This window comes from Nostoc sp. UCD121 (assembly GCF_014222285.1).
Taxonomy (GTDB): domain Bacteria; phylum Cyanobacteriota; class Cyanobacteriia; order Cyanobacteriales; family Nostocaceae; genus Nostoc.
In genome coordinates this window covers 26,274-32,555 of record NZ_JACKZS010000078.1, presented here as the reverse complement: position 1 = coordinate 32,555, position 6,282 = coordinate 26,274, and the positions used below count along the sequence as shown (strand labels likewise).

Annotated in this window: 6 protein-coding genes; 4 read left to right on the top strand and 2 right to left on the bottom strand. The window is 42.7% G+C overall.

Features of this window, described 5'->3' with window-relative positions; genetic code table 11:
* Positions 1-340 precede the first annotated feature (340 nt).
* Together GNF10_RS17820 and GNF10_RS17815 are read right to left on the bottom strand one after the other, a co-directional pair.
* The gene (locus tag GNF10_RS17820; RefSeq protein WP_012411301.1) at positions 341-466 is read right to left on the bottom strand and encodes a photosystem II protein Y; all 126 of its coding nucleotides are present in this window, start codon (positions 464-466) and stop codon (positions 341-343) included.
* Positions 467-688: 222 nt separating this feature from the next.
* The gene (locus tag GNF10_RS17815) at positions 689-1,216 is read right to left on the bottom strand and encodes a gamma carbonic anhydrase family protein (protein ID WP_163939444.1); all 528 of its coding nucleotides are present in this window, start codon (positions 1,214-1,216) and stop codon (positions 689-691) included.
* A 240-nt stretch (positions 1,217-1,456) separates the two neighbouring features.
* Between GNF10_RS17815 and GNF10_RS17810 the strand changes: the two genes are divergently transcribed.
* The 4 genes from GNF10_RS17810 (at position 1,457) to GNF10_RS17795 (ending at position 6,096) form a co-directional block, all read left to right on the top strand.
* A complete protein-coding gene (locus GNF10_RS17810) occupies positions 1,457-1,969 on the top strand; it encodes a TIGR02652 family protein (protein WP_185580972.1) in 513 nt (170 codons plus the stop codon).
* Positions 1,970-2,047: 78 nt separating this feature from the next.
* Positions 2,048-2,494, top strand: a complete 447-nt coding sequence (locus GNF10_RS17805; RefSeq protein ID WP_185580973.1) for a VOC family protein — start codon at positions 2,048-2,050, stop codon at positions 2,492-2,494.
* Positions 2,495-2,636: 142 nt separating this feature from the next.
* Positions 2,637-5,471 carry a pitrilysin family protein gene (locus tag GNF10_RS17800; protein ID WP_185592667.1) on the top strand — a complete coding sequence of 945 codons (2,835 nt, stop codon included), beginning with the start codon at positions 2,637-2,639 and terminating at the stop codon, positions 5,469-5,471.
* A 199-nt stretch (positions 5,472-5,670) separates the two neighbouring features.
* Positions 5,671-6,096: a cupredoxin domain-containing protein gene (locus GNF10_RS17795; RefSeq protein WP_185581265.1), complete on the top strand. Its 426-nt coding sequence runs from the start codon at positions 5,671-5,673 to the stop codon at positions 6,094-6,096.
* Positions 6,097-6,282 lie beyond the last annotated feature (186 nt).

Here is a 6,282-nt window from a genome sequence, read left to right as displayed (position 1 = left end):
GGGCAAGGGGCAAGGGGCAACTCACAGGTGTAGGTATTTAACAAATGTGGCTGAAATAGGGTTTTTCCGTTGGTTGAGAACTCAAATTTTAATTTTTGATTTCCCACCCAAGAACGAAATTTTGTTATTTGAACCACGTTTAGAACTCTGTTTGAGAGTCCCCACTCATGTACAAATAAAAAACCTACACCTGTCAGGCAAGGGGCAAGGGTAACTTTCGCCTCTGCTCCCTGCTCTCTTCCCCTCTGTCTCTTGTACCAATGCACCATTAATAGTGATAAAACCGACTGTCTCTGTAAGTAGAAACAGACGGTTGAAAAGTGATGATATTAAGCCGAATTTAGGCTTCCCGATCCAAAAAGCCTTGAATTTGTCTTAAAGCCGCAGCGCCAATATTAAACACTGCCCAACTAGCAGCAATGACAACTGGTGCTAAAACGATCGCTATACGGTAATCGATATCCATATCTAGAACCCCTCTCTTAAGTAGAAATTAAAGTTTTGTCAACTGCTCTCATTTTTATTTTTAGCTGAAGTGGGTAACTTTTCCCAACATATATGTAAAGAATGTTTAAATTATTGAAAATTGGACATGGGGCGTTGGGCACAAGAGGCAGAGGGGAAGAGAGCAGGGAGCAGAGGCAAAGAGGTAATTTTTTTCTCCCCCTTGCCCACTGCCCTCTTCTCTCTAAGGCTTGCTAAAGCCAATGTCTGTACCTTTACCAGCATGAACTAAAGCTAACTTTTGGTAACGTTTAGCGTGTTCAATTAGTTCTGCGGCTTCAGCCTCTGTTAATTGTCGTAACACTTTGCCTGGAACACCTACAACTAGTGACAAAGGCGGTATATTTTTAGTTACGACTGCGCCAGCACCAATAATGCTACCAGCACCCACTCGTACCCCGTCTAAAATAACCGCACCAATGCCAATCAAACTTCCACGCTCAATGTAAGCGGAATGTACCACAGCGCGATGCCCTACGGTAACATGATCTTCTAAAATTGTCGGAAAACCAGGATCGCCATGTAGAATTGCACCATCTTGAATATTTGTGCATTCGCCAATTTCAATCCGTTCTACATCTGCTCTAACTACTGCTCCATACCAAATGCTCACCCCTGCTGCTATATTTACTGAACCCATAACAACGGCATTGGCTGCGATGAAGGCAGCTTGAGAAAAATCAGGAGATGTCCAGTAAGAAGCGGTAGACACGATAGAATATGAATAATGGTACCAAGGAACACTGGAGGAACTCCAACCTTTGAGGCTGGTTGCACGACCAGGATATCACAGCGTCAAGCCTCTACGCTGAGGAAAACACTAGTGAACAATGTTATTGCCGCAACTCTGTGTCTGTGCAGCAGTCAACAAGTAACCCAAAGTGGTAGAGCAGAAGTGTATAATCCAATACACTAGTGCTGGTGAAGACAAAATTATGTTTGTACGCACTTCATGATGAATCCAGGCTTTCAGTACCCGATGTTTGGGCCGGAAATACAGTGTCCCCATTGTCGCCAGACTATTCCGGCGCTGACATTAACAGATACCTATTTGTGTCCGCGTCATGGCGCTTTTGAAGCTAATCCTCAAAATGGAGAGTTAATCCATTTGCAATCAGGCCGTCATTGGCGGAGGTGGAATAATGACTGGTATAGGCAGCATACTCATCCCGATGGTATTCGGTTTGAAATTCACGAAGCATTAGATAAGCTCTATACCCAAGGTTATCGAGCCACAAAAGTGATTATTGCTCGCCGCTATCAGGAATTGATGAGTGGCTATTTAGAACGCAGTACACCTTGGCGTTCTGGACAACCAGAAGTTACGGCTGCTCGACTATACGGCTTACCCGTAGAGTTTAGCCCCGATACCTCAGAAGATCCCTGTTGGGAAGTGATTAATTTTGACTTGGAAAAAGAGCCTGGTGTCCCTGTACGCTATCCTTATTTCAGGTTGTTTGAGTAATGGTCATTAGTCATTGGTCATTTGTCATTAGTGAATAACAAAAGACAAATGACTAAGGACTAAGGACTAAGGATTAATATGCACCACGCTTCTATTCGGACTGCGAATATTCATCGAGCGATCGCTTTCTACGAACATTTAGGATTTACAATTTCGGAACGCTTTACTACAGGCTACACGCTAGCTTGCTGGATGGAAGGATTGGGCGGCAGAATTGAACTGATCCAAATTCCCGAACCAAAGCCAGCCCCAGATGCCTTTGCTGACGAGCATTATGTGGGGTATTATCATCTCTCGTTCGATTTAACTGAGATTACACCAGATTTACCTAGTTGGTTGACAAATTTACAAGAACGTGTGTTAATCGCGGCGGCTGAGAGTCAAACCGAAGAATTACAACCATTGAAGGTACTTTTAGAACCGACACAACAGCAAATAGGCGATCGCATTTACGAAGTAGCTTTCATCGCCGATACTGATGGCTTACCCCTGGAATTCATTCGGGTTTTAGCAAAACTGCCATAATTTAGCTTTTTTATTACCTTTATTGCTAATATATTGTTTTTCTGTATTGTTGCCGAGGTAACAGATTTTTTGGCCAGATTAAACTGTGGTCACTCACCAAAATAATTATGTAAATTAATTTACAGATATATTTCCTAAGTACATGTATGGATTGTCTAGATTTTATAAATACTCCTTGCCGTTATTAATTTTAAGCTTATGGCTAGTAGCGGTTTTTTTGTTGAGCGATCGACCTGCTAATAGTCAACATACAGCCATATCTAACAAAGAAAAATCCCAGTCAACCTTGCTAGCAAAAAGAATAATGCCCTCAACACTGACAGAAAACGTCCATAAGACAGTGCTGGAGAATGGTCTAACTGTCCTAACAAAGGAAGTGCATACTGCACCAGTGGTGACGGTGCAGGTGTGGTACAAGGTTGGCTCACGCAACGAAGAACCAGGGGTGAATGGCATTGCCCACCAATTGGAACACCTAATGTTTAAAGGCACGAAAAATCGTCCGATTCAATTTGGCCGTTTGTTTAGTGCTTTAGGTAGTGATTCCAATGCTTTCACAAGCTATGACCAAACTGCGTATTACGGTACTGTGGAGCGTAACAAGCTAAAAGCGCTTTTAGTGCTGGAAGCAGACAGAATGCAAAATTCCCAGATTGAGCCAGAACAACTAGCGAGTGAAAAGCGAGTAGTAATTTCTGAATTGCAAGGTTACGAAAATAGTCCAGAATATCGCCTCAACCGCGCCGTCATGCAGGCAGTATTTCCTAATCATGCTTATGGGTTGCCTGTAGGTGGTACTAAAGCTGATGTCGAGAAATTTGAAGTTGAGCAAGTACAGAAATATTACCGTAATTTTTACAGCCCCGATAATGCTGTCTTAGTGATTGTTGGAGATTTTCAAACCGCGAATACCCTCGAAACAATTAAAGAAGTATTTGGCAAACTACCGAAGAGGCAGGGGGCAGGGGGCAGAGGGCAGGGGGCAGGAATTAGTACTTATTATCCATCATCCCCCTCATCTTCCTCATCTCCTATAGTGTTGCGAGAACCGGGAGCAGGACGACTGTTACAAGTTGTGTATCCGCTACCGGATGCGAATCAACCAGATGTGCCAGCGCTGGATGTGATGGATTACATCTTTACAGAAGGACGCAATTCTAGACTTTATCAGGCATTGGTGGAATCAGGTTTAGCTAGTGAAGTTACAGCATCCGTTACCAGTTTGCGAGAATCTGGCTGGTATGAGGTTTTGGTGACGGCTGGATCTAAAAAAGATTTGAAAAAAATTGACTCAGTGTTGAGTAGCGCGATCGCAAACGTAGCAGAAAAAGGTGTGACAACTGAGGAAGTAGAACGAGCCAAAACCCAATTAACAGCAGATGTGATTTTGAGTAACCGTGATATCACCTCTCAAGCAATGCGATTGGGCAATGATGAGACGACTGTTGGTGATTATCGCTACACTGACCGCTATTTGGCTGCCGTTCGTCTGGTGAAGCCGACGGATATTGTAGCTGTTGTTAACAAATACCTCACAAAAGAAGCCAGGACAGTAGGCTTTTTTGAACCAACTCAAAAGCAGATAACAGGGGTTGGCGACAAACCAGACTCAGCCCAAACTACAGAAAATTTCTCTCCTGGGGTTCCTGTGCTTCCTTCTGAGGTGGTGAAATACTTACCGCCTGTGGATTTGGCTACAGATGCGATTGCTCAAGTTTTACCACAGGAATTTAAACTTACCAACGGACTACGGATATTACTGTTACCTGATAATAGTACTCCCACTGTTACTCTAAGCGGCTATATTCAAGCCGGGACAGAATTTGATCCAGATGATCGAGCGGGATTGGCTGCTTTTGTGGCAGATAATTTGCTAAATGGTACTAAGAGCAAAGATGTCTTAACTATTGCCAAAATATTGGCAGAACGAGGGGCGAGTCTCAACTTTGAAGTACATCGTGAAGGTGTACATATCGAGGGTGATAGTTTAGCAGGGGATTTGCCAATAATTTTGGAGATATTGGCAGATGTTGTTAAAAATAGTACCTTTCCCCCACAAGAATTGGAATTACATCGCCAACAAACTTTAACCGATCTGCAACTGGAATTAGATGAGCCAGCAGAAGTGGCCAGAAGAATATTTGTGCAGTCAATTTACCCGAAAAAACATCCTTTACATACTTTTCCCACGGAGGAGAGTTTACAGCAGATTAAACGGCGGGATGTGATCGATTTCAAAGCTAAACATTATCGTCCAGACACGACAGTCTTGGCGCTGGTGGGAGATTTCGATCTAGACAAAGTGCGATCGCTCATTAAAAATGAGTTTGGTAACTGGGAAGTTAGCGGCCAAGCACCCACATTAAAATATCCTCCGGTATCAATGCCGGAGAAAATAGTGAGTGTCAACCCAGTTTTACCAGGTAAAGCCCAAGCTGTGACATATATGGGTTACACAGGTATTAAGCGTTACGATCCTCGGTTTCACGCAGCCTTAGTATTGAACCAGATTTTGGGAGGCGATACTTTATCTAGTAGACTTGGTGCAGAAGTACGCGATCGCCAAGGTTTGAGCTATGGAATTTATAGCTACTTCCAAGCCGGGAAGAATGCAGGCACATTTTTGATAGAAATGCAAACTAGTCCAGAAGATGCTAGTCAAGCGATCGCTAGTACTCGCCAAATACTACAGCAAATCCATCAACAAGGTGTCACCGCGCTAGAAGTAGAAACAGCTAAACGCACCCTCATCAGCAACTACAACGTTTCTCTGGCCAACCCAGAAGAATTAACAGATAGAATTCTGATGAATGAGGTGTATGGACTAGATAAAGTAGAATTGCACACCTTTACTGACAAACTTCAGAAAGTCACCTTTGAGCAAGTTAATCAAGCGGCTCGTGAATTACTCCACCCAGATCAAATCGTAGTCGTTACTGCTGGGCCATCTGTGTTAGCAGAGAAAAGCATTAGGTAGAGATGGCCGCTGGGCATGGATAATAAAGAATAGGTAAAGCGGTTTTCCCGCTACCTATGAATTGTTCCTGCTCATCAGCATTGCCTTTTGAGAACTACCAATGAAAATTTACAACCATTTATACCAAATTGTAATTACATTTCTTACTTTTCCAAATATTGCTTGGCTGCAAATATTACGGCAGAGCTACGTAATATTAATGTTGCTCCTGAGCTTAAATTTTATCACTGCGACTCCAGCAATGGCGGCAAATTTGTCTGGTGATTTGCTTAAGCAACCAGCTACAGAAATTACAATTAGCTTGGGTAATTCGGCTAACGAACTCAAATTTGAGCCAAATCATCTGGAATTCGAGGCTGGCAAACGCTATCAACTTCGGCTTACCAATCCCAGCCAACTGAAGCACTATTTTACTGCTAAAGACTTTGCCGATGGCATCTGGACACAAAAATTCCAAGCAGGCAAAGTAGAAATTAAAGGAGCTATTCACGAACTGGAACTCAAGCCGGGTGCTGAAGCCGAATGGGTATTTGTGCCCTTAAAATCTGGAACTTATGGCTTACGTTGTTCAATACCAGGGCATACGGAAGCAGGTATGACTGGAGAAATTGCCATTAGTAATTAAAAATTATTCGACTCAGTATTTAATAGCCCTCTAGTGTTTCAATTAAAGATAATTGAGCTAAATCGTATAGTGGGGAGCAAAAATAAGTTAGGGCGATTTTGTTTGAAGTCTAAAATTTCAGTAGTAAGTGAATATGTTATTCTGTATACATTAGTGACTAAACTGCAATAATCCTTATCAGGGATT

Coding starts and splice junctions, on each gene's coding strand:
- GNF10_RS17820 (WP_012411301.1), bottom strand. CDS start 466: ATGGATATCGATTACCGTATAGCGATCGTTTTAGCACCAGTTGTCATT.
- GNF10_RS17810 (WP_185580972.1), top strand. CDS start 1,457: ATGATGAATCCAGGCTTTCAGTACCCGATGTTTGGGCCGGAAATACAG.
- GNF10_RS17805 (WP_185580973.1), top strand. CDS start 2,048: ATGCACCACGCTTCTATTCGGACTGCGAATATTCATCGAGCGATCGCT.
- GNF10_RS17800 (WP_185592667.1), top strand. CDS start 2,637: ATGTATGGATTGTCTAGATTTTATAAATACTCCTTGCCGTTATTAATT.
- GNF10_RS17795 (WP_185581265.1), top strand. CDS start 5,671: ATGTTGCTCCTGAGCTTAAATTTTATCACTGCGACTCCAGCAATGGCG.